This is a genomic window from Mesorhizobium sp. CNPSo 4684, assembly GCF_057784315.1.
This window is the reverse complement of record NZ_JBWLUX010000001.1, coordinates 241,506-262,422: the sequence shown is the minus strand read 5'-3', so window position 1 is coordinate 262,422 and position 20,917 is coordinate 241,506. Positions and strand designations below refer to the sequence as shown.

The window sequence follows — 20,917 nt, the reverse complement described above, 5'->3', positions numbered from 1 at the left end:
CGCGCCCGCCCGACAGCGTCTATTGTGCAACAGAACGCCTCTGGCGTGCGAAGTCGCCCCGCTTCTGCAGGCAATGCACGCCACAGCTGTGTCGAGCGTCAACCCTTGGCAGAGCGAACCAACCTCGGTTTGACCGCAACGCGGTTCTGGCGGCCGTAGCTGGTGATGAAATCGACGATGCGCGGCACGATTTCCGAACGGAACCGCGAGCCGTTGAAGACGCCGTAATGGCCGACGGCCGGCTGCACGTAATGGGCATGCCGGTCGGCCGGGATGTTGGAGCAGAGGTCGTGCGCGGCCTGGGTCTGGCCGAGCCCGGAAATATCGTCGTTCTCGCCCTCGACCGTGAACAGCGCGACGTTGCGGATCGCCTTGGTATCGACGATTTCGCCACGATGCATCATCTCGCCCTTGGGCAGCGCATGGCGCACGAACACCGTGTCGACGGTCTGCAGATAGAACTCCGCCGTCAGGTCCATCACCGCCAGATATTCGTCGTAGAAGTCGCGGTGCTTCTCGGCATTGTCGCCGTCATGCTTGACCAGGTGCATGAAGAAGTCCTTGTGGGCTATGATGTGGCGGTCGAGGTTCATGCTCATGAAGCCCGACAGCTGCAGGAAGCCCGGATAGACCTCGCGGCCGAAGCCCGGCACCGGCCACGGCGCGTTCATGATGACATTGTCGCGGAACCAGTCGATGCCCTTTTCCTTGGCCAGAAGGTTGACCGCGGTCGGGTTGCGGCGGGTATCGATCGGCCCGCCCATCAGCGTCATCGTAGAGGGCACAAAGGGATCGCCGCGCTTTTCCATCAGCGCCACCGCCGCCAGCACCGGCACCGAAGGCTGGCACACCGCCATCACATGGGTGTCCGGCCCCAGCGCATGCAGCATGTCGATGATGTAGTCGATGTAGTCGTCGAGGTCGAAATGGCCGTCGGTCAGCGGCACCATGCGGGCATCGACCCAGTCGGTGATGTGCACGTCGGCATAGGGCACCATCGCCTCGACCGTGCCGCGCAGCAGCGTCGCATAATGGCCCGACATCGGCGCCACGATCAAAAGCTTGGGGTCGGCCTTGCGCCCCGCGGGCACGGCGCGCTCGAAACGGACGAGGTTGCAGAACGGCTTCGACCACACCGTCTTCTCAGTAACCTCGACGCTTTTCCAGTCGACCACGGTCTTGGTCAGCTCGAAATGCGGCTTGCTGTAGCGGCGCGTCGTGCGTTCGAAGAGTTCGGCGGTGGCAGCCACCGAGCGGCCCCACGGCGTGTGCGAAAACGGGTTGAGCGGATTGGTGTAGAACAGCCGCACCGCATCGGCATAAAGCCGCGCGGGCTGCAGGGCGGCATGGTTCATTTCATAGAGCTGGTAGAACATCAGGTACTCCGCAGCTGCCGTGATCGAAGGGACGACGAGCAGCGCCGATCCTTGAATGTCTCGCGCGGAGGTTAACAAGATATTGCTGCGATGCAATACGTCCCGTGGCGTGACATATGCCATTCTTTGGTCCAAGGCCTTGAGAATCCGCTTCGAACGGGGCCAGCCGGCTCAATGTGCAGCTGCGAAAGCGCGGCCGTCGAATATTGAGAGCAGATGCGTCCGGCCCGGATGGGCCGGACTTGGACAGATCAGACGCGCGCCACGCAGACGGAGGTATGGCCGGAGCCGATGAAGCCGAGCTGGCCGGCGGCGCCCTTCGACAGGTCGAGCATGCGGCCCTTGATGAACGGGCCGCGGTCGTTGATGCGCACGATGACGCTGCGGCCATTGTTCTGGTTGGTCACCTTCAGCCTGGTGCCGAAGGGCAGGCTGCGATGCGCGGCGGTCATTGCCGACGGGTTCATGCGCTCGCCATTGGCGGTCCGGGAGTGCAGCGCGTACCAGGAAGCACGACCGCATTGGCCGGCGGCGGAAGAGGCGGATACGCCGACCATCAGGCCAGCCGCGATCGTTACCGCGACAAGCGCGGTTTGGTTCTTCTTGTTCACTTGGGAGGCTCCTTTTACAGACCCCAGCCGGTAAGTGCTGAATAAGGCAGGAAATGCGGCAAGTATCTGGCGGTTCCGTGGCACTGGCACACGTTTGGAGTCACTGGGAAACAGTTTGTCAGGGGTTTTTCGCGATGCGCCGGGGTATTTCAAGCGGCTTTCGCGGCCATCTTGCATACCTTCAGCAAGATAAGGCGTTATTATACAAGTAAAAACACGCGCGACTGGACCTCATCCTTTCGCTCTTTCATCACGGCCATGGCGCAGTTGACGATCGACTTGGGAAAGGAATCTCGGCGATGAGACTGTTCAGATATCTGCTGGCCCTGATTGTGTTGGCCATCGGGGCGCTGTGGTCGCTGCAAGGCCTCGGCGTGGTTGGCGGCAGCTTCATGACCGGCCAGTCGCAATGGCTCTATATCGGCATCGTCACCATGCTGGTCGGCCTGCTTGGGCTGGGATGGGCGAGCCGCTCGCGCGGCTGAGCTGCGACGGAGTGGGGGGAAGCCGCTCGTCAATCGCGCCGCCGCCGCAAGGCAGCCCTACCCGAACGGCTCTCAACGCCCTTGAAGGCAAAGGCGCGCGGGCTTTCGATCGCTTGCGCCGGCCCCGGCCGATACCCGTCAACGAACCGTGATACTCTACACGCGACCGTGTAGAGCCGGCGCAAACCATCAATCCGCCGGCCCGGCTGGCCGGAAAGAGGCAGCTTTCCATGCTGGTACGCCTGACCCTGATCTGCAGCGGCGCAACGCCCGCCACGCGCAACGGGTCGTTCCCCCTCGACGAGGCGCTGGAGCCGCGGTCCCTGGCGCTGGCGGCAGCGATGACCCTGCGCCGTGCCGACCGGGTCTGGACCAGCCCGGCGCCGCGCGCCCGGCAGACCGCCGAGGCGATGGGGCTGCAGGCCTCCGTCGAGCCGCTGCTGGCCGAGCAGGATTTTGGCCGCTGGGCCGGCAAGGGTTTCGCGGAGGTGCAGGCGCTTGATCCCAGCGGCGTCGCCGCCTGGCTCGGCGATGCCGAGGCCGCTCCGCATGGCGGCGAGTCGCTGGCCGATGTGGCGCGTCGCACCGCGAGCTTCTTAGACGACCTGATTCGGACGAGCGGCCACACCATCGCCGTCACCCATGCCAGCGTCATCCGCGCAGCAATCGTCCATGTCCTCGGCGCGCCGCTTTCGGCCTGCCGCAGGATCGATGTCGAGCCGCTGAGCGTCACCGATTTGCGCAGCGACGGCCAGCGCTGGATGTTGCGCTCGAGCGGGGTGCCGGTGGCCAAACCCGCCAGGTCTGACCAGTTGCAAGGCGACGACGCCCAGTCCTGAGTATTGGGCATTCGTCCCGCCCATACCGATCTTGGTCGCCGACAGCGAACGAGATTGCGCGCAGCGCCTTGGCTGAGCAAATCCATGCTGTAAATAGCCGCCGATTTGAAAACACGTTCCGCCAGTTCGAGGGTAAGTATATTAATCTTATCGACATTGAGGAATGGAGGAGATGAATGCGCGGCCACTCTGCCACCATGATCGCTCACGGCATCCGCCTGCCTTTGCGGCCCAGCTTGTGACCTTAACGGCACAAAGCCCCGGCAAAGTCGCCCCTGCGGCGTGAAAACGAAGCAAAATCAAGGTTTCTCCGCTTGTATATCATGTCACTAGAATTTATCTGTCGAAGCAGCTTGCACGCGGCGGGGAGGCACGTCAGGCGTTTCGCAACCGATGGCTTTGAGCCATCGCCTGACAGGGAAACGTTCGCTCTATGCTCACCAAAAAAGGCAAGTACGGCCTCAAGGCGCTGGTCCACCTGGCGCAACTGCCGGCCGGGCAGCTCGCTTTCGTCGGCGACATCGCCAGCGGCAACAACATCCCGAAGAAATTCCTCGACGCCATTCTCGGCGAATTGCGCAATGCCGGCTTCGTCCAGAGCCGCAAGGGCAAGGAAGGCGGCTATCGCTTGGCGCGCCCGGCCGACGAGATCAAGGTCGGCCATGTCGTGCGCGTGCTCGACGGACCGCTGGCACCCATCCCGTGCGCCAGCCGCACCCAGTATCAGCGCTGTGAAGACTGTAATGAGGCGACATGCCAAGTCCGACATCTGATGCTCGAGGTCCGGCAGGCCATCGCCGAGGTGCTCGACCAGCGCACGCTGGCCGAGATGCGCGACATCGTCCTCGACGACCTTGCGGTCGCGGGCGGCATAGACGGCCTGCCGCTGACGCAGAAGGTCCTCGCCTGATCCTGAGCGTGCGCACATGAGTGTCGGGCGCACCAATTCGATCATCATTGTCGGCGGCGGCGCCAGCGGCGTCGTGCTTGCCGCGCATCTCCTCAAATCGCCCCACCCCGATCTGCGCGTCACGTTGATCGAAAAACGTCCGCATTTCGGCCAGGGCATTGCTTATTCGACGCTGCTGTCGGCGCACGTGCTTAACGTCAGCGCCGCAGGCATGAGCGCCTATGCCGACGATCCCGGCAATTTCTGGCGCTGGCTGCAGGCCCGCGGCCTGGTGAGCCAGGAGCAGACGCCGCAGACACCCTTCTACGCGCCGCGCAGCGTCTATGCCCGCTATCTCAAGGAACTTTTGGACGAACTCGAAGAGCGGGAAAAGGAAACCGGCCGTCTCAGGCTGATCCGCGAGGAAAGCCTGTCGATCTCTCCGACCTCTTCCGGGGTCGAGGTGACGCTCGCCAACGGCACCAGCGTGGTCGCGCATCTGGCGGTGCTTGCCACCGGCCATGACGAACAGCCCGGCGCCGGCCAGGGCCACGCCATCCGCATGGGCACCGAGGCCGACACTGCGCTCGATCCTGAAGCCCGTGTGCTGGTGCTGGGCACCGGGCTGAGTATGGTCGACGCCTTCCTGTCGCTCGAGCAGCGTGGCCACAAGGGCGAGATCGTCGCCGTGTCGCGGCGCGGCCTGCTGCCGTCACCGCACCGCAAGGGCAACCCGATCAAGCTCGACGTCGCCGACATTCCGCTCGGCACCCAATTGTCCTATTTCGTCAGCTGGTTCCGCGACCTGATCCGCGAAAACCAGAAAGCCGGCATCGACTGGCGCGACGTCGTCGATGGGCTCAGGCCTTTCAACCAGAAGATCTGGCAGAACTGGCCGTCCTCGGCCAAGCGCCGTTTCGTCGAGCACACCAAAGCCTGGTGGGATATCCACCGCCACCGTCTGGCGCCGGAGGTCCATGCCCGCGTCACCGAGGCGGTGCGCACCGGCCGCATCCGGCCCGTCGCCGGCCGTGTCGTCGGCATCGAGGCGGGCGATGGCTTCACCATCGACATCCAGTCGCGCCACACGCAGGCGCAGGAGACGCTTCAGGTCGCCCGAATCTATGACTGCACGGGCATCGCCAGGGACATCTCGACGACGTCAAACAGCGTCGTGCGCTCGCTGGTCGACCGCGGCCTGGCGCGGCCGGACCCGCTGCGGCTCGGCCTCGATGTCTCAGCCAAATGCGAAATCATCGCCGGCGACGGTTCGGTTTCAGCCAAGATCCTCGCCGTCGGACCGCTGACCCGGGGAACCTTCTTCGAGATCGATGCCATCCCGGATATTCGCGTCCAGTGCGCGCGGCTGAGCAAGCAATTGCTGGGCTAGGGTGATTCAGGAAAGACTATAAATCTGACAGACGGTATTCGGCTCGACCCGAGAGCGCCTTTCGCGATCGCACCATGGGTTACCCCGCGGCAGGCAAAAGAATGGCCGGTGCGGAGGATGCTTGGGTTGAAAGCGTGCCGCACCGGCCATTGCGGGATTAGGCTTGGATTTTGGGATCGTCGCCCCGCACTGGCAAAGCTACATATATATTAGCTGTATCTCAATTAAGACTGAAGTCCCTGCCGTAATGGGACGTCTGGACACCATTTCTGGGAAAAGCGCGTTAGCGCTTAGAGAAGTGCGTCAAAACCAAAGGGAGAGGGCGCGTTCAGCCGCCCAATGCCTCGCACACCAGGCGCGCGGTCTCTGTGCCGGAAAAATTCTGCTGGCCGGTGATCAGATTGCCGTCGCGCACGGCAAAGCCGCGCCACAGCCCGGCCTGGATGTAATTGGCGCCGATCGCCTTGAGTTCGTCCTCGATGCGCCACGGCATCAGATGCTTGCCGCGTTCGAGCGCGCCCATCGCCCAGGTCGCCTCGTCGGCAAAATCCTCCTCGGCATTGGCAAAGCCGGTCACCGTCTTGCCGGCGGCGAGCAACGTGCCGTCGGCGCGCCTGGCATAGCGCAGCAGCGCCGTGCCGTGGCACAGTGCGGCCGCCACCTTGCCGGCTTCATGGAAGGCGACGAAAATCTGTTGCAGCGTTTCCGCGCGGTCGTAGCCGAACATCGGCGCCTGGCCGCCGGCGACGACGATCGCGTCGAAGCGCTCGACATCGATCTCCGCCACCGGCCGCGTGGCCTCGACCAGGGCCATCAGCTTCGGGCTCGCGATGAAGCCGAGCGAGATCAGGTCGGTCTCGGAGTAGCCGGAGGAGTCGCGCGGGTCGCTCAGCGCATCGGCCTCGCATTTGCCGCCGTCGGGCGAAAAGATCTCGACGCCATAGCCGCGTTCGGTGAAGGCGAACCAGGGATGGGTAAGCTCGCTCCACCAGAAGCCGACCGGCCAGCCTGTCGTGGTCGACACAGCCGGATTGGCGATGACGATCGCTACGCGTTTCGGGCTTTTGGCATCGACCGGATTGGGATCACGAACACTCATTTTGTTGCTCCTTCTGTGGGTCGTTGCCGACAAAGCTGCCGCGCCGCAACCCCGCCATCTGGCCGGGCAATTTCCGCTTCCGTCGTAGCAATACTCTGCCTAGAATTGCCGCATGACCCAACGCGGAAGACTCTATGGCTGCCCGGTCGAGTTCGCGCTGGACGCGCTCGGCGGCAAATGGAAAACGGTGATCATTGCGCGCATCAAGCAAGGGCCGCTGCGCTATTCCGAACTGCGCCGGCTTATCCCTTCGCTCTCCGACAAGATGCTGACGCAGCGCTTGGCCGATCTCGTCGAGATCGGCTTCGTCGTGCTCGAGACCTCGGCCGACGGCAAGCAGCGCTACACCTTGCCCCCGCGCGGCCACGATCTGGCCGCCGCGCTGCAGGCGCTCTACGACTGGGGCAGCGTGCATGGCCGCGCCGAAGGCGTGCGCTTCCGCACCGACGTCGACGCGGCGGCCTGACATCAGCCTATCGCCCGCCGAGCGCGCCGCAAAAGCCGGCGACGTCGGTGATGACGGCTTCACCGAGGAAGCGAAGCGTCGCCATGGAACGATCGCGGGCTTCCTTGTTGCCGAAGCCGCAGGCGTCCTCGATCACCACCGCCGCAAAGCCGTTATCGGTCGCCTGGCGCACGGTCGGCTCGATGCCGATCTCCATGGCGATTCCGGCAATGGCGATGGCGCGCACGCCGCAATCGCGCAAGGCAAAGCCGAGCGCGGTCGAATCGAAAGCCGACATGGTCAGCTTGTCGAACACCGCCTCGTCGGCGCGGGGCGCCAGCTCGGGAACGATCTGCGTCGCCTCCGCATCGCGCAGAAACCATGGCTCGACAGCATCGGGGCTGTCGCGCCGTTGCCAGGCCATGGCGGTGCGCAACTGCGTGGCGCCCATCCATTTCAGCGGCAGCGACAGATGGCGGGTGAACGCCACCCGCATGCCGGCCGAGCGCGCCGCCTCAAGCACAATGCCGGTGCGCTCGACGATCTCGGCCGCGCCGGCAACCTGGCGGCAGATGCCGACCTGCATGTCGTAGACGACCAGCGCCATGCGGGTGGGATCGCACCACTCCGCGAGGCTGGTGGGGATCTCAATGCCTTCGCGCGACCGGATCATGCCGCCGTCCGGTCCCAGGGGGTGGCGATGTCGACGGTCGGATCGAAGAGATATTCGAGCGGCAGGGGTGCGGAATCGAAGGCCAGGAAAACCCATTCCAGCAGGCCTGCCTTGGACAGTGGAAAATCGTTGGTGTAGCGCCTGGCATCCTCGACGCTGTCGAGCTCGAAGACGATGATGACGCCGCCGACATCGGCGCGCGCATAATTCTCGCGCACGACGCCGGCCTTCCACAGCCGCCAGACATTCGAGACCTCGTCGCGCAGATAGGGCCTTAGATCGTCCAGGGTGACGCCGGGCTTGAAATTGTCATAGGCGATGATCTTCATCGAAATGATCCTTGCATTGCCCCGCATCCGTTCGGCTAGCACGGTGAAAATGCCGGCGGCAACGAACGAGATGGTGCGTTGCAAAGCGACCAAGGTCTTTCCTCCGCTGCCCCACCAACCTTGCGGGCAAGGAATGTCAGCCGCTCGTGGAATTCCATTCCCCCTCTGGCCAGTTGATTGGCACGATCTATCTTCTTTCCGCCTGCAAACGGCTGGAAAAGAAGCTACGCTGCCGCTCTGCCGGCTGAATCAAAGAAGTAGAGCATGATGTCGTCCGAAAACCGCTCCGCACTTTTCGGCATCATGCTCTTGGCGGTCGCTTGATCAAGGGAGCACATCGATATGAGCGAGCAGAGAAAAGCTGCGCCGGGCAGTTCGGACGGCGCGTTATCCCGCCTGCGTCCACCCTACGCCTCAGTGCTCGACCTTATCGGCCAGACGCCGGTGGTCGAGCTGACTAAGTTCGACACGGGAAAATGCCGGCTGTTCATCAAGCTCGAAAGCCAGAATCCCGGCGGCTCGATCAAGGACCGCATCGCGCTGTCGATGATTGCGGCGGCCGAGAAACAGGGCAAGCTTAAGCGCGGCGGCACCATCGTCGAGGCGACCGCCGGCAATACCGGCCTCGGCCTCGCCCAGGTCGGCATCCCCAAGGGCTACCGCATCATCCTCGTCGTGCCCGACAAGATGTCGCGCGAAAAGATCCAGCATCTGCGTGCGCTCGGCGCCGAAGTGCGCATGACGCGTTCCGATGTCGGCAAGGGCCACCCCGAATATTACCAGGATATGGCCGAGAAGATTGCCGCCGAACTGCCCGGCGCCTTCTACGCCAACCAGTTCGCCAATCCGGCCAATCCTAAGGCGCATGAGACCACCACCGGCCCGGAAATCTTTTCGCAGCTCGAGGGCGATGTCGACGCCGTGGTGGTCGGCGTCGGCTCCGGCGGCACGCTGACCGGGCTTGGCCGCTACTTCGCGAAAGTCTCGCCGGACACCGAGATGGTGCTGGCCGACCCGGTGGGATCGGTGCTGGCGCCGCTGATCAAGACCGGCAAGATGGAAGAGGCCGGCAGCTGGACCGTCGAAGGCATCGGCGAGGATTTCGTGCCGCCCAATGCCGATCTGTCGCTGGTCAAAAAGGCCTATTCCATACCCGACAAGCAAAGCATGCTGGCCGTGCGCGATCTCCTGTCCAAGGAAGGCATTCTCGCCGGCTCGTCCTCGGGCACGCTGCTGTCGGCGGCGCTGCGCTATTGCCGCGAGCAGACTGTTGCGAAACGCGTCGTCACCTTCGTCTGCGACAGCGGCAACAAATATCTGTCGAAGGTCTTCGACGATTTCTGGCTGGCCGAGCAGGGTCTCGCCGAGCAGGAGCAGCATGGCGATCTGCGCGACCTCGTCATGCGCTCGCACCGCACCGGCGACACCGTCTATGTCGGCCCCGACGAAAGCCTGCTCAACGCCTATGGCCGCATGCGCCGCTCCGACGTCTCGCAGCTGCCGGTGCTGGACAACGGCAAGCTCGTCGGCATCGTCGATGAAAGCGACATACTGGCCAAGGTCGACGGTCCCTATGACGGCCGCTGGGATCGTTTCAACGCCCCGGTGCGCACCGCCATGACCTCCAATCTGCACACGCTGCAGGCCAGCCAGACGCTGGATGCGCTTTTGCCGGTGTTTGACCGCAACGAGGTCGCCATCATCTTCGATGGCGACGAGTTCGTCGGCCTGATAACCCGTATCGACCTGATCAATCATTTGAGGCGCGCACGATGACTGCACACACCCCGACGGGCAAAAACCGCCTGGCTTTCTCGACGCGCACCATCCATGGCGGCCAGAGCCACGACCCGCTGACCGGCGCCGTGATGGTGCCGATCTACGCGACATCGACCTACGGCCAGCAGTCGCCCGGCGTGCACAAGGGTTTCGAATATGCCCGCAGCCAGAACCCGACGCGCTTCGCCTTCGAGCGCGCGGTGGCCGATCTCGAAAGCGGCTCGGCCGCCTTCGCCTTCGCTTCCGGCCTGGCGGCGATCTCGACGGTGCTCGAATTGCTCGACAGCGGCGCCCATATCGTCGCCACCGACGACATCTATGGCGGCTCGTTCCGGCTGATGGAGCGGGTGCGCAAGCGCTCGGCCAATCTGCAGGTGAGCTTCGTCGACTTCACCGACCTCGCCGCCGTCGAAGCCGCCATCCGCCCGGAGACAAAGCTGCTCTGGGTCGAGACCCCCACCAACCCGCTGCTGCGCATTGTCGACCTCGAAGGTGTTGCGGCGCTGGCCAAGCGCAAGGGCGTTTTGACGGTCGCCGACAACACGTTTTGCAGCCCCTATATCCAGCGGCCACTGGAGCTCGGCATCGACATAGTCGTCCATTCGACAACAAAATATCTCAACGGCCATTCCGACATGGTCGGCGGCGTCGCCATTGTCGGCGACAACAAGGATTTGGCCGCTCAGCTCAAATTCCTGCAGAACGCCATCGGCGCCATCTCGGGGCCGTTCGACAGTTTTCTGGCGCTGCGCGGCATCAAGACGCTGGCGCTCAGGATGGAGCGGCACTCGGCGAACGGCCTTAAGATCGCGCAATGGTTGGAAGCGCGAAAAGACGTGCGCCGCGTTGTCTATCCCGGCCTCGCCAGCCATCCGCAGCACGCCATCGCCGTCCAGCAGATGCACGCCTTCGGCGGCATGATCTCGGTCGACCTCGACCGCGACCTCGCCGGCACCAAGCGCTTCCTCGAACGCACCCAGCTATTCACCTTGGCCGAAAGCCTTGGCGGCGTCGAAAGCCTGATCGAGCACCCGGCTCTGATGACGCACGGCTCGATCCCGGCCGAAAAGCGGGCAGCGATCGGCATCTCGGATTCGCTGGTGCGGTTGTCCGCAGGCATCGAGGATGGCGATGATCTGATTGCGGATCTGGATCAGGCGCTAAGCGCTTAGGCAGCTGTCTGCTTGGTAGCGAAGAACCCGTTGAAGCTGTTGTTTAGTCGTCGTCTGCGGCCAGGCGCAAATCCGCCAGTGAGATCATCAGCGTCATCGGGTCAAGCGGCGAGGGATTGAAGCCCAGCTTTGTGTAAAAGGCCCGCGCATCCTCGGAAATCGCGTGGACCAGGATGCCTCGTATACCAAGGGTGTCTGCTGCATTCATCACCCGGCGCGCACCGTCCTGCATGAGCGCCATGCCCAACCCCTGACGCTGATGGGAGGCATCGATGGCAAGGCGAGCAAGAATGGCGACAGGGATCGGGTCCGGCATGTTGCGCCTGAAACGACCAGACGCATAGCTGGCGGCAACGCCGCCCGACGCCAGTGCATAGTAGGCAACAACCCTATTGCCGTCTCGGCAGGCGACGAACGTACGTGTCGCGCCGCTGTCCTGATTGGCCAGCGCTCGGCGTTTCAGCCAGTCGTCCAGGACCGGCACACCGGAGGAAAACGAGGACAGGTCATGGGTGCGGTCCAGGGGCTCTGGCGGTCGCAGCGTCATTACAGCGTCGCACATTCCTTGGATGTTCGAAAATCCATCCGGCTCATTCGCCCGTCTCCCATGGCAGGCGAGCGTTCATCAGCTTGGACAAGCGCTTATCAGGCTTGGCCGGCGCATCGAGCAAAGCGAGGAATTCCGCATAGGCTTCCGGCGAGACCTTGATGAGAGTGCGGTCGAGCAGCGTATCCTCGGCCATGCGCCGTGCTGCATCGAGGATGAAATCCGTTCGCGTTTTTCCGAGCGCGCGCGCAGCCTCGTCGATCAGGCCCCGGTCTTCGGGCTTGATGCGAATGTTCAGCGTGCTTCGCTTGGAAGCTTCGGGTGGAGATTCGTGCTTCATCGTTTCAGCATAGCAGCTCGTAATGACATTGTCATTATCGCCCGAGCTACGCTCCCCCGTTAACAAACCCGGAAGCCTTTGCTTAACCCTTCGCCGCTATCTCCCGCCGGGGGAGGCATGGCAAGAGTGAGTGTGATGGACAACAGCCCGGAAAAGCGCAGCGAATGGCGCGCCATTTTTTATGTGCAGGCCCGTGTGGCCATCCTGTTTGTCCCGGTCGTCGCCAGCCTTCTGGTCATCGCCGCGCTTGCCGGCAACGAGCGCCATCCCGATAGTCTTGATCGCACCGTCACCGGCTCGGTGAAATAGCGACGCAGCCGTCGGCTTTGGGGAAACAGCCGACGTCGCTCCGACAGCCGCCTCAGAAAAACTTCGGGATCGGCCCGTTCTGCGGCGTCACGTCGCCTTCGAGGTCGATGAACACCTCGTCGGCAAAGCACCAGGCCCAGCCTTCCGGCGGGTCGTAGCCTTCGATGATGGGATGCTTGGTGGCGTGGAAATGCTTGGTGGCGTGGCGGTTGGGCGAGTCGTCGCAGCAGCCGACATGGCCGCAGGTGCGGCAGAGCCTGAGATGCACCCACATCGAGCCGCTCTTCAGGCATTCCTCGCAGCCGAGCGCGCTCGGCGTCACCGTCTTGATGCCTGCCGTGTGCCTGCATTCGTCCATCATGCTCTCCTGGCCAGTTCGGGCGCTGCTGCGTCGGTTCGCGCGAGATAGGCATGCAAGGCCGCTACCACCTGGGCGCCCTCGCCGACGGCGGCTGCCACCCGCTTGACCGAGCCGGAGCGCACATCGCCGATGGCGAAGACCCCGCTGCGGCTGGTCTCCATCTGGTCCGCCGCTATGTCGGCGCCGGTGCGCACGAAACCCTTGGCATCAAGCGCGACATTGCAGTGCGCCAGCCAGTCGGTGTTGGGGTCGGCGCCGATGAACAGGAAGAGATGCTGGATCGGGCGTGTCGTCTCGACGCCGGTCCTCTGGTTACGCCAGCGCAGCGCGGTCAGGTTGCCCGCCCCGCCCTCCAGCGCCTCGATCGCGGTCTCGGTTACCACCTCGATGTTCGGCTGCGCCTTGATGCGTTCGACCAGATAGCGCGACATGGTGGAGTCGAGGCTGTCGCGGCGCGCCAGCAACGTCACCTTGCGCACCTGGCTGGCGAGATACACCGCCGCCTGCCCCGCCGAATTGCCTGCGCCGACCAGCGCCACCTCCTGTCCTGCGCACAGCCGCGCCTCGATCGGCGAAGCCCAATAGTGCACCGACGTTCCCTCGAACTCGGCCAGATTGGCAATGTCGAGGCGGCGGTAGCGCGCGCCGCTGGCGATCACGACCGTGCGTGCCTTGACGCTCTCGCCGTCGCCGACGTCGAGCTTGTAACCCGGCGCGTCGCCGGCGGCGCCGAGCAGCTTCGCCTCGTCGGGGATGACGATTTCGACGCCGAATTTCTGCGCCTGGTTGTAGGCGCGCGCCATCAGCGCCATGCCGGTGATGCCTGTGGGGAAACCGAGATAGTTCTCGATGCGCGCGGAGGCGCCGGCCTGGCCGCCGAAGGCGCGGCAATCGAGCACGATGGTCGACAGGCCTTCGGACCCCGCATAGACCGCGGCCGCCAGCCCCGCCGGACCGGCGCCGACGATGGCGACGTCATAGACCTTGTCGGGGTCGATCGGCCGCAGCAGGCCGATGCAGCGGGCGAGTTCGGTGTCGCCGGGATTGTGCATCAGCTTGCCGTTGGGGCACAGCACGATCGGCAGATGGTGCGGATCGACATGAAAATGCCCGATCAGCGTTTTGGCGCACGGGTCGGTGTCGGAGTCCAGCGCTCGGTGCGGCTGCCCGCTGCGGCGCAGAAACCCCTGCAGCCGCAGCGTATCGCCATTGCCGGCCGGCCCGATGACGATCGGCCCGCTGCTGCCGCTTTCCAGGAGCCCGACGCGGCGCAGGATCAGCGCCCGCATGATTCGCTCGCCAAGGCTGGCCTCCTGCACCATCAGGTCGCGCAGCCGCTGCGAGGGAATGACGAAGGCCTCGACCGGCTCTTTCGCTTCGGCATTGACCAGCGATGGCCGGCTCGAAAGCTGCGCCAGTTCGCCGATGAAGTTGCCGGGACCATGGGTGACGATGGTCTCGCGCCGGCCAGGCCTGACGTCCTGGGTGATGTCGACCGCGCCCGACAGGATGACGATCAGACCGGGCGCCACGCTGCCCGCGGTGACGATATGCTCGCCCGCTTCATAGGAACTCGCCTCGCCGAACCGGCGCATGCGCTCGATATCGGCGTCGCCCAGGATGGGAAACATCTGGTCGCGGCGGGTGACGGTGATCGGCTGGGCGGGTGGGGCCATGGGTGCGAGCGTAGCGTCATGAGCGCCGGGTTTGAAGCGGTTTGTTGGCAGCCTGGCCGGAAGGGCAGTTTGGCCCCGCGACTTCGTCTGCAGGAGGAGCAACGCTCCTTCTGAGGCCAACTGGACCGGCCACCTAGGCAGTGTGAGTGGGTGAGGCGTCTACGACAAGCTCGTCAACTTTCTGGGCGTGCTCGGCAGCTATGTTGACCAAAGCGGCAGCTGTTTCCTGGGGTGTCCACCCTTGAGCCAATGCCGCCGCCACCAGCTCGCCAAATGCCGCCTCCAATGCGACTTCACAATTGATCTCCCGATCTTGGCTGGTCTCGGACAGGATCGGCGCTTGCACGGATTGCGTCATAACTTTGCACCTCAAGTGCCGGCCTTACCGGAGTCCAAAAAAGCTCAGTATGGCGATGACGATAACAACAGCCCCAACGGCCCATATGATCCTGTTCACGACGGCTCTCCCTGTTCACACCAAAACCTATGTCGCAGGCAAGCTCCGGCTTCAAACCGCGATCTCAAACAACAGTCAGACGTGCTCCGTGTTCCCAAAAAGTCCTGCCCATAGGACCATTGCTCGTTTTATCGGACTTACGTCCTATGCAGGCGAAACACGCTCTGGGCCGCCGAACGAGGTTCGGATTGTCTGGTGACCAGCAAGTGCGAGTGGCGCGTGCTTCCTTGGCTGACCGGACACGGGAGACCCGAGCGTCTCGGAGCCGCTCCGGTTCGGACTGAAGTCTTAACACTTTACGACTGAATACCCTGAGCAGGAACAAAGGCTTACAGCCGCCGTTGCCTCTGGAGATACCTCAGGGAGGAAGAAATGGCTGACGGACCAACTGTTGTGAATGCAGGAGGGGGCGCAGGAACGGCGATAGCGATTGTTGTCGCAATCGTCGCAATCCTTGCCCTGCTTTTCGTCACCGGCGTCATCAATCTCAATGGCAGTGGTGGACAAGACATCAACGTGAAAGTCGATGTGCCCAAGGTCGAGGCGCCCGCCCCTGCACCCAAGGTCGAGGCGCCCGCGCCGGCGGCTCCAGCCCCGGCTCCCGCCAACGGCGGTTGAGCCGATCGGCTGCGGCTCCAGCGCCGGAGGAGCGCTGGAGCCAGCTTTCACCAGGGAACAAGACAATGGATGATCCGCACAACAGCCTATTGGAGGCTCGGTGGCTTCTTGCCGTGCCGGTGTCGGTGATCTTCGCGGTCTTGTTGGCCGGCTTGATACTGACCTGAAACAACTTTTCAACGCCGATTGGCGCGCCTGGCAACTTGCCGTTAGCTGGTGCGGATGCGTCGCATGGCCTCGCGCTTCAAGGCAAACAGTGTGCCGACCAGCGCCACGTTGATCAGGGCGAGGCCGAGCAGCACCGTCAGCAATCCCCGCTCACCGGTATGTTGCAGGAGCAGCGCGCCGACAGACGGCGCCGCGGCTTGAGCGATCAAACTCGGCATGGCGAGCCGACCCATCAGCTTCCCATAGCCGGTGGCGCCAAACAGGGCGAGCGGCAACGTGCCGCGCGCGATCGATTCCAGGCCGATGCCAGCGCCGTAGAACACCAGGGCGACCGGCAGTACCGGCAGCCCGGTCCAGAGTGTCGCCACACCGATGACAACAAACGTCACCGAGGCAAGTTTCGTCCAGATCGGATGGTGATAGCGCGCGATCATCATCTCGATGGCGCGGGCGCCGACCTGGGAAGGACCGACCAGCGCGCCGAGGCCGACCGCCGCGCCGAGCGCCAGGCCGGTGGATTGCAGCACGGTCAGCAGATGCACCGACAAGGTCGACGATATGACCGCTGAGAACGTGATGCTTGCCGCCAGCGTCGCCATCAGCGGCAGGCTGCGCGGCGCCAGGCCCGTTTCCGGCGCGACAGTCGTCTGCGCAGACGCTTCGGCGGGAACGCCGCGCGGCAGGATGAGCAGATAGGCCGGCAATGCCACCACAAGCTGGAGTGCCGCATAAACCAGGCACACGCCGCGCCACCCGAACGCATCGAGCAAAAACGCCGAAATCGGCCAGCACACCGTGCTGGCGAAACCGCCAAACAGCGTCAGGCTGGTGATGGTCGAACGGGCGCTGCGCCCATACAGCCGTCCGAGCGCGCTGAAGGCGGCGTCATAAAGACCGGCGCCCATGCCGAAACCAATGATCAGCCAGCCGGCGACGAAGACGGCCAGCGTCGGCGACGCGGCAAGAACGAGCTGGCCAATGCCCAGGCAAACGGCGCTGAAGGCGAGCGTCATGCGGCCACCGCGGCGTTCGATCGCGGCACCGACATGCGGCGATATCAGGCCCGCGACAAGCAGCCCGAGCGACAGGCTGCCGATCACCCAGGGAAAGGGCCAGCCGGTCTGGGCCGACACGGCAGGGCCAATGACGGCCGGCAGATAGTAGGAGGAGCCCCATGCCATGATTTGCGTGAGGCCGAGGGTCGTGACGATAACCGGACGACTTGGGATTGTAGCCACTCAGGCATGCTCCCGGGAAGCGAGCAAAGCGGCTATCGTCGGTGCCTTCACGCGACCGTAAAAGCCCGCTATTTCTGACCCCTCAAGAGGAAAGACCTGATGCGCATCGCCGTGTTTGATGAGACTGAGGCAAGGCTTCATGTGCAGGCCCTGGCCGAGATGCTGATCCAGAGCGTCGAAGACGGCGCGCTCGTCGGCTTCGTGCTTCCTTTTGACGAGCCTCAGGCGCTGGCGCATTGGGAGGGTGTTTTTCGTTCGGTGAGTGAAGGCGAACGGCTTCTCATCTGCGCCGATATCGACGGCCGTGTCGTCGGCACGGTTCAACTTTATCTTTCGCCGGAGCCGAACGCACCACACCGGGCCGAAGTTTACAGACTCCTCGTTCATCGCGACTTCCAGCGGCAAGGCATCGGTCTCGCTCTCATGCAGGCTGTCGAGCGTGAGGCTATGAGCAGAAAACGGACTTTGCTCCTCCTCGATACGGTCGAGGGCGGGGCCAGCGAGCGACTCTACAGGCGGCTCGACTGGCATGAGGTCGGCTCCGTCCCGCATCACTCTGTCGACCCGCATGGCCAGCCGAAAGTCTCCATCTATTTCATGAAGCATCTGTCGCTTTAGGCCGCGCATGCCGGCCGTCGATGGTGGCAGCGCGCTCACGCGGCAACGCCGCAACCGCACCCACCCTTGCCGACCGCTTTCGCCTCGGCATCGGCGACGCAGCAGGCATCCGCCTCCTTTGCTGCCGGGCCGCCGCAACAGCCTTTTGAGGCTGCAAGTGATGAAGACGGCACCGTACAGACACCGGTTTCCGGCAGCACCAGTTTCACTGCGTCGGCGGAAACCATGTCGCCGGCAAGCGCGGCGGCGACAGAGCGGACCTGCTCATAACCCGTCAGCAGCAGGAAGGTCGGCGCCCTGCCATAGCTCTTGATGCCGACCGTGTAGAAGTCGGGCTCGGGATGGCTGAGCTCACGGTGGCCATGCGGCGGCACATCACCGCAAGAATGCTCGTTGGGATCGATGAGTGGCCCCAGTGCCTTGACGCCTTCAAGCCACGGATCGAGGTCGAGGCGAAGCTCCCTGGTCAGCGAGAGATCGGGCCGCTGCCCGGTTGCGGCGATGATGCGGTCGACAGGGCCGACCTGGCGCAAACCGCCTGCGCTCTCGCCTTCGACGATCAGACGATTTTCTTGCGCACGGATGGCGACGGTCGCAAATCCTGTTACCAGCGAGACGCGGCCGCTTTCCGCCAGTTCGCGAACATCGGCACCAAGCTCGCCGCGCGCCGGCAAAGCATCGGCATCGCCGCCGCCATAGATGCGCACGAGGTCGGTGCCGCGCGTCACCCAGATGGACGCGGTGCCGGGCTCGGCATCGGCCAGTCTGGCGAGGTCGAGCAACGCATTGGCGGCCGAGTGCCCCGAACCGGCAACCAGCGTCGTGCGGCCGGCATAAAGAGCGCGGTCACGGCCGAGAATATCGGGGATGCCATAGGCGATACGGTCGGCATTCTCTGCCTCGCCCTCGGCCGCGATTCCGCCCGCGCCGAGCGGATTGGGCATCTGCCATGTGCCGGAGGCATCGATGACGGCGCGGGCGCTGTCTCGCCTTGTGCCATTGGCCGTTTCGACCACCAGCATGAAGGGCCGCGTCTCGCGTGCTTTACTCAGCACCTTGTCGGCGCCCCAGCGCGAGATACCAATGACGCGAGCGCCGGTTTCGATCGCCGGCGCCAGTTCCGGCAGCCCGGCAAGCGGTTCCAGGTAATGCTCGACAAGCTCGCCGGCGGTGGGGAATGCCTCGGGCTCCGGCATGTGCCAGCCATGGGCCTCGAGCAATTTTCTCGCCGCGTGATCGATGCAATAGCGCCAGGGCGTGAACACCCTGACATGACCCCAATCCCGCAGGTTGGACGCAACGCCGCTGCCGGACTCATAGAGCTTCACCGGCAGGCCTTGTTCCAACAGATGGACCGCTGCCGCCAACCCAACCGGACCGGCGCCGATAACAGCAATGGGTAGATCGCCTTGCGGGGTCATTTCTATACCTTCCGTCATTCCGGGATTATCGAAATAACAAGCAAAAAAATTACGCGGCCACTTCTCCGGTGGCGGGAGTGCAGGCGGCATCGGCACAGCATTCGTCGGCGAGGAAACCGATCAGATCCTGCATGATGGGATAGTTGGCGCGACAGATCAGCGTCGTCGCCTGCCGCTCCTGAGTCACTAGGCCAGTGAGGATCAGCCGGTGCAGGTGATGCGACAAGGTCGAGGCAGCGATGCCGAGACTCTCCTGCAAATAACCGACCGGCCTGCCGGCCGCACCGGCCCTGACCAGCGTGCGATAGAGGTTCAGCCGCGTCGGGTTGCCGAGCGCTTCAAGCTGTTTTGCTGCTTGTTCGAGTTTCATCGAAATACAATACGCCAGTGATCGAGGCCGTCAAGCGTTATTTCGACTGCCATCGAAATAACGCGCTGCTCAGATCACGCGCTTGCCCTCGGCATCGATGACGACCTCACCATCCTCCTTTGTGAAGGCGCCGATCTGCGGATTTGGAAGGATGTCGAGAACGGCTTCCGACGGCCGCGCCAGCACGACGCCGAGCGGTGTCACCACGATCGGCCGGTTGATCAGGATCGGATGCGCCAGCATGAAATCGAGGATCTCGCCGTCGCTCCATTTGGGATCGCCGAGGTTGAGCTCGGCATAGGGGGTACCCTTCTCGCGCAGCAAGTTGCGCGGTGTCATCCCCATCGCCTCAATCAGCTCGACGAGCCTTTCGCGCGACGGCGGCGTCTTAAGATATTCGATCACCTCCGGTTCTTCGCCGGACTGGCGGATGATCGCCAGCGTGTTGCGTGAGGTGCCGCAATCGGGATTGTGATAGATGGTGATGGTCATTGCGCAGCTTTCATCTCTGGCTCGGGTTTGGGTTCTGAAAGCAGCCAGCCGGCCAGCGCCATGGCGAGTAGCGCGCCAAGCAGTTCGGCGACGATGAAGGCCGGGACATCGAGCGGCCGGATGCCAGCAAATGTATTCGATAAGGCACGCGCGATGGCGACGGCCGGATTGGCAAACGAGGTCGAGGCGGTGAACCAATAGGCCGATGTGATGTAGAGCCCGACCAGCCACGGAATGGCGTCGCTGCGAAAACGCAAGCCGGCAAGAATAGTGAAGACAAGGCCAAAGGCGGCCACCAGCTCCGCGATCCACTGGCCGCTTCCGGCCCTCACGGTCTGGGAGATCTGCAGGATCGGCAGGTCGAACATGGCGTGCGCCAGGAATGTACCTGCGATGCCGCCCGTGATTTGGGCGATGACGTAAGCGATAGCCGCCTTTGTCTGGATTCCCCGTCGCAAAGCAAATACCAGCGTCACCGCCGGATTGAAATGCGCCCCGGAAATCGGCCCAAGAATGGTGATCAGCACCACCAGCATAGCGCCCGTCGGGATCGTGTTGCCGAGCAGCGAAAGTGCCACGTCGTCGGTCAAGCGATCGGCCATGATGCCCGAACCGACAACCGCGGCAACCAGCATGGCGGTGCCGAGCGCTTCGGCGACAAGGCGTCGTGACAAATCAGTGGCCATGCTGTTCAGCCTGCATTGGGGTGATTGCGACCGATCTCATCCAGGCGCTTCTGCAAGGCAAGCTTGTCGACCGTATTCATCGGCAGGCTTACGAAGATTGAAATTCTGTTGTTGAGCATGCGGTAGGCATCGGCGAATGCCAGGTGCTTTTCAGCATCCGTGCCCTCGACGGCTGCAGGATCGGGCACTCCCCAATGCGCCGTCATCGGCTGACCGGGCCATACAGGACAGGATTCATTGGCTGCGTTGTCGCAGACAGTGAAAACGAAATTCATCTCCGGTGCGCCCGGCACCGCAAATTCCTCCCAGTCCTTCGAACGGGCAAAGGAGGTATCGTGGTTGAGGGTCTTCAGAAGCTGCAGCGTATAGGGATGGACCGCACCCTTCGGATGGGAACCGGCGGAAAAGGCCTTGAACCTGCCGGCGCCGACACGGTTCAGGATCGCCTCCGCGAGGATCGAGCGCGCCGAATTACCGGTGCACAGAAACAACACGTTGTAAATCTGATCGCTCATTGCTTCCTCCCCTG

Annotated in this window: 26 protein-coding genes; 10 read left to right on the top strand and 16 right to left on the bottom strand. The window is 63.6% G+C overall.

Going from position 1 to position 20,917, the window contains the following annotated elements; translation table 11 throughout:
- Nucleotides 1–98: 98 nt before the first annotated feature.
- Nucleotides 99–1,376 carry a polyhydroxyalkanoate depolymerase gene (locus AC04SG_RS01395; protein WP_488549617.1) on the bottom strand — a complete coding sequence of 426 codons (1,278 nt, stop codon included), beginning with the start codon at nt 1,374–1,376 and terminating at the stop codon, nt 99–101.
- Nucleotides 1,377–1,627: 251 nt separating this feature from the next.
- Complete coding sequence (locus AC04SG_RS01390) at nt 1,628–1,933, bottom strand: septal ring lytic transglycosylase RlpA family protein (RefSeq protein WP_434221202.1); 306 nt, start codon at nt 1,931–1,933, stop codon at nt 1,628–1,630.
- A gap of 353 nt (nt 1,934–2,286) precedes the next feature.
- Between AC04SG_RS01390 and AC04SG_RS01385 the strand changes: the two genes are divergently transcribed.
- The 4 genes from AC04SG_RS01385 (at nt 2,287) to AC04SG_RS01370 (ending at nt 5,590) form a co-directional block, all read left to right on the top strand.
- On the top strand, nt 2,287–2,472 hold the full coding sequence (locus AC04SG_RS01385; RefSeq protein ID WP_162711955.1) for a hypothetical protein: 186 nt from the start codon (nt 2,287–2,289) through the stop codon (nt 2,470–2,472).
- 230 nt (nt 2,473–2,702) lie between these two features.
- Nucleotides 2,703–3,311 (top strand): histidine phosphatase family protein, encoded by a 609-nt coding sequence (locus AC04SG_RS01380; protein WP_488549616.1) that lies wholly within the window; start codon nt 2,703–2,705, stop codon nt 3,309–3,311.
- A 433-nt stretch (nt 3,312–3,744) separates the two neighbouring features.
- Nucleotides 3,745–4,221: an RrF2 family transcriptional regulator gene (locus tag AC04SG_RS01375; protein ID WP_488549615.1), complete on the top strand. Its 477-nt coding sequence runs from the start codon at nt 3,745–3,747 to the stop codon at nt 4,219–4,221.
- A 16-nt stretch (nt 4,222–4,237) separates the two neighbouring features.
- Nucleotides 4,238–5,590 carry an FAD/NAD(P)-binding protein gene (locus AC04SG_RS01370; protein ID WP_488549614.1) on the top strand — a complete coding sequence of 451 codons (1,353 nt, stop codon included), beginning with the start codon at nt 4,238–4,240 and terminating at the stop codon, nt 5,588–5,590.
- Between the two features lie 328 nt (nt 5,591–5,918).
- Here the strand turns inward: AC04SG_RS01370 and AC04SG_RS01365 are convergent, their stop codons facing one another.
- Nucleotides 5,919–6,689, bottom strand: a complete 771-nt coding sequence (locus AC04SG_RS01365) for a type 1 glutamine amidotransferase domain-containing protein (protein WP_488549613.1) — start codon at nt 6,687–6,689, stop codon at nt 5,919–5,921.
- A gap of 112 nt (nt 6,690–6,801) precedes the next feature.
- Between AC04SG_RS01365 and AC04SG_RS01360 the strand changes: the two genes are divergently transcribed.
- Complete coding sequence (locus AC04SG_RS01360) at nt 6,802–7,155, top strand: winged helix-turn-helix transcriptional regulator (RefSeq protein ID WP_488549612.1); 354 nt, start codon at nt 6,802–6,804, stop codon at nt 7,153–7,155.
- Between the two features lie 7 nt (nt 7,156–7,162).
- Here AC04SG_RS01360 and AC04SG_RS01355 read toward each other — a convergent pair whose 3' ends face one another.
- Both AC04SG_RS01355 and AC04SG_RS01350 read right to left on the bottom strand, forming a co-directional pair.
- The gene (locus AC04SG_RS01355) at nt 7,163–7,807 is read right to left on the bottom strand and encodes a cysteine hydrolase family protein (RefSeq protein ID WP_488549611.1); all 645 of its coding nucleotides are present in this window, start codon (nt 7,805–7,807) and stop codon (nt 7,163–7,165) included.
- Nucleotides 7,804–8,229 carry a hypothetical protein gene (locus tag AC04SG_RS01350; RefSeq protein WP_488549610.1) on the bottom strand — a complete coding sequence of 142 codons (426 nt, stop codon included), beginning with the start codon at nt 8,227–8,229 and terminating at the stop codon, nt 7,804–7,806. Before AC04SG_RS01350 ends, AC04SG_RS01355 begins: the two co-directional genes overlap by 4 nt.
- Nucleotides 8,230–8,478: 249 nt before the next feature.
- On the opposite strand from AC04SG_RS01350, the gene AC04SG_RS01345 reads away from it, so the two are divergent.
- Nucleotides 8,479–9,912, top strand: coding sequence for a pyridoxal-phosphate dependent enzyme (locus AC04SG_RS01345; protein ID WP_488549609.1), 1,434 nt, complete (start codon nt 8,479–8,481; stop codon nt 9,910–9,912).
- A complete protein-coding gene (locus AC04SG_RS01340; protein ID WP_488549608.1) occupies nt 9,909–11,087 on the top strand; it encodes a trans-sulfuration enzyme family protein in 1,179 nt (392 codons plus the stop codon). The genes AC04SG_RS01345 and AC04SG_RS01340 overlap by 4 nt, the downstream gene beginning before the upstream one ends.
- Before the next feature lie 43 nt (nt 11,088–11,130).
- On the opposite strand, the gene AC04SG_RS01335 is transcribed toward AC04SG_RS01340, so the two are convergent.
- Both AC04SG_RS01335 and AC04SG_RS01330 read right to left on the bottom strand, forming a co-directional pair.
- Nucleotides 11,131–11,634 (bottom strand): GNAT family N-acetyltransferase, encoded by a 504-nt coding sequence (locus AC04SG_RS01335; protein WP_488549607.1) that lies wholly within the window; start codon nt 11,632–11,634, stop codon nt 11,131–11,133.
- Nucleotides 11,635–11,677: 43 nt separating this feature from the next.
- Entirely contained in the window at nt 11,678–11,974 is a 297-nt protein-coding gene (locus tag AC04SG_RS01330) for a type II toxin-antitoxin system TacA family antitoxin (RefSeq protein ID WP_488549606.1), read from the bottom strand.
- Between the two features lie 117 nt (nt 11,975–12,091).
- Here AC04SG_RS01330 and AC04SG_RS01325 point away from each other — a divergent pair, with 117 nt between their 5' ends.
- A complete protein-coding gene (locus AC04SG_RS01325; RefSeq protein ID WP_488549605.1) occupies nt 12,092–12,283 on the top strand; it encodes a hypothetical protein in 192 nt (63 codons plus the stop codon).
- Between the two features lie 52 nt (nt 12,284–12,335).
- On the opposite strand, the gene AC04SG_RS01320 is transcribed toward AC04SG_RS01325, so the two are convergent.
- From AC04SG_RS01320 to AC04SG_RS01310, 3 genes are all read right to left on the bottom strand, one after another.
- A complete protein-coding gene (locus tag AC04SG_RS01320) occupies nt 12,336–12,644 on the bottom strand; it encodes a UBP-type zinc finger domain-containing protein (RefSeq protein WP_488549604.1) in 309 nt (102 codons plus the stop codon).
- The gene (locus AC04SG_RS01315) at nt 12,641–14,320 is read right to left on the bottom strand and encodes an FAD-dependent oxidoreductase (protein WP_488549603.1); all 1,680 of its coding nucleotides are present in this window, start codon (nt 14,318–14,320) and stop codon (nt 12,641–12,643) included. The genes AC04SG_RS01320 and AC04SG_RS01315 overlap by 4 nt, the downstream gene beginning before the upstream one ends.
- 133 nt (nt 14,321–14,453) lie before the next feature.
- Nucleotides 14,454–14,678 carry a hypothetical protein gene (locus AC04SG_RS01310; RefSeq protein WP_488549602.1) on the bottom strand — a complete coding sequence of 75 codons (225 nt, stop codon included), beginning with the start codon at nt 14,676–14,678 and terminating at the stop codon, nt 14,454–14,456.
- A 471-nt stretch (nt 14,679–15,149) separates the two neighbouring features.
- On the opposite strand from AC04SG_RS01310, the gene AC04SG_RS01305 reads away from it, so the two are divergent.
- Nucleotides 15,150–15,395 (top strand): hypothetical protein, encoded by a 246-nt coding sequence (locus AC04SG_RS01305; RefSeq protein ID WP_488549601.1) that lies wholly within the window; start codon nt 15,150–15,152, stop codon nt 15,393–15,395.
- Nucleotides 15,396–15,604: 209 nt separating this feature from the next.
- Here AC04SG_RS01305 and AC04SG_RS01300 read toward each other — a convergent pair whose 3' ends face one another.
- Nucleotides 15,605–16,744 (bottom strand): MFS transporter, encoded by a 1,140-nt coding sequence (locus AC04SG_RS01300; RefSeq protein WP_488549641.1) that lies wholly within the window; start codon nt 16,742–16,744, stop codon nt 15,605–15,607.
- Nucleotides 16,745–16,900: 156 nt separating this feature from the next.
- On the opposite strand from AC04SG_RS01300, the gene AC04SG_RS01295 reads away from it, so the two are divergent.
- Nucleotides 16,901–17,419, top strand: coding sequence for a GNAT family N-acetyltransferase (locus AC04SG_RS01295; RefSeq protein WP_488549600.1), 519 nt, complete (start codon nt 16,901–16,903; stop codon nt 17,417–17,419).
- Between the two features lie 35 nt (nt 17,420–17,454).
- Here the strand turns inward: AC04SG_RS01295 and AC04SG_RS01290 are convergent, their stop codons facing one another.
- From AC04SG_RS01290 to AC04SG_RS01270, 5 genes are all read right to left on the bottom strand, one after another.
- Nucleotides 17,455–18,840: an NAD(P)-binding protein gene (locus AC04SG_RS01290; RefSeq protein WP_488549599.1), complete on the bottom strand. Its 1,386-nt coding sequence runs from the start codon at nt 18,838–18,840 to the stop codon at nt 17,455–17,457.
- Nucleotides 18,841–18,889: 49 nt separating this feature from the next.
- A complete protein-coding gene (locus AC04SG_RS01285) occupies nt 18,890–19,210 on the bottom strand; it encodes an ArsR/SmtB family transcription factor (RefSeq protein WP_436262201.1) in 321 nt (106 codons plus the stop codon).
- 69 nt (nt 19,211–19,279) lie between these two features.
- A complete protein-coding gene (arsC, locus tag AC04SG_RS01280) occupies nt 19,280–19,702 on the bottom strand; it encodes an arsenate reductase (glutaredoxin) (RefSeq protein WP_488549598.1) in 423 nt (140 codons plus the stop codon).
- Nucleotides 19,699–20,388, bottom strand: a complete 690-nt coding sequence (locus tag AC04SG_RS01275; RefSeq protein WP_488549597.1) for an aquaporin — start codon at nt 20,386–20,388, stop codon at nt 19,699–19,701. The genes arsC and AC04SG_RS01275 overlap by 4 nt, the downstream gene beginning before the upstream one ends.
- A gap of 5 nt (nt 20,389–20,393) precedes the next feature.
- Nucleotides 20,394–20,903 carry an arsenate reductase ArsC gene (locus tag AC04SG_RS01270; protein WP_488549640.1) on the bottom strand — a complete coding sequence of 170 codons (510 nt, stop codon included), beginning with the start codon at nt 20,901–20,903 and terminating at the stop codon, nt 20,394–20,396.
- Nucleotides 20,904–20,917: the final 14 nt, after the last annotated feature.